This window comes from Acidithiobacillus sp. TH-A36 (assembly GCF_057473445.1).
The window spans coordinates 1-1,169 of the sequence record NZ_JBYCKP010000520.1; the positions used below are offsets into that span (position 1 = coordinate 1).

Below are 1,169 nucleotides of genomic sequence, written 5' to 3' on the forward strand. Positions count from 1 at the left end.
GCCTTTACTCTGGTTGCCACCGTGTTGATCTCCATGATCGTCGCACTGACGCTCTCTCCGATGTTGTCCAGCAAGGTTTTAAAACCCACCAAAGAACATGGTTTCGAGCACTTCATCGAACAGCGTTTTGCAGGCTTACGCGGCTTTTATGATCGACTTCTCCACGGTAGCCTGCATTTCGTGCCAGTCACCATGCTCTTTGCCATTGTCGTATTCGGCAGCATTTACTTCCTGTTCTCCACTTCCAAATCAGAACTGGCACCACAGGAAGATCAGGGCATTATTTTTGATGCCGCTACCGGAGCTCCAACTATCACTCCAGATCGCTTGGTTGATTATGGACAGCAGATACTCAAGATCTTCGATAAGTGTCCGCAGTACAAATCGGTCTTTATGATAACCGGCGTATCAGTAGGTAGTGGTGGTGCCAACAATAGCATGTGGTCTGGTATAAATCTGACCAATTGGTCCGATCGTTCAGTCACTGCCATGCAGATTCAGCCCAAATTGCAGCAGCAATTGCAAAGCGTACCTGGACTGCAGATCGCAACCTTTCTACCGCCACCTTTACCAGGATCTGCGGGCGGCCTGCCGGTACAATTTGTTCTGCAGAGTCCCGGCAGCTACGACAAAATCGATCAGGTGGCGGATCAGGTCATAGCCAAGGCCTACCAAAGTGGCATGTTCTTCTATGTGACTAAGGACTTGCGCATTGACAATCCGGAACTGGTGCTGAAAATCCATCGCAATATTGCCGCCAATTTGGGTTTGACCATGGCGGAAATTGCCCAGGATCTGCAACCTTTGCTGGGCGGCAACTATGTCAACCGCTTTGACATGCAGGGACGCAGCTACAAGGTTATTCCCCAGGTGCCGGACAAGTTCCGCACAGACCCGGAGGCCCTCAAGGACTATTATATTGCCACGGCAACGGGTCAAATGGTGCCCCTGTCAACAGTCGTATCCATCGAAACCAAGGTTGAACCCCAGTTTCTGCCGCAGTTTCAACAGCTCAACTCAGTCACCATTCAGGCGGTTCCCAAGCCGGGAGTAACCATGGGGCAGTCCCTGGACTTCTTCCGGAGCACGGCTGAAAAAATCATGCCCAAGGACTTTTCGGTCAATTACGCCAGCCAGTCGCGCGAGTACATGCAGGAAAGTGGTGGATT

Annotated in this window: 1 protein-coding gene; it reads left to right on the forward strand. The window is 51.2% G+C overall.

Annotated elements, in window-relative coordinates:
- The coding region (locus AC2VLY_RS13100) for an efflux RND transporter permease subunit (RefSeq protein ID WP_486922429.1) at nt 1-1,169 on the forward strand (1,169 nt) is incomplete at both ends.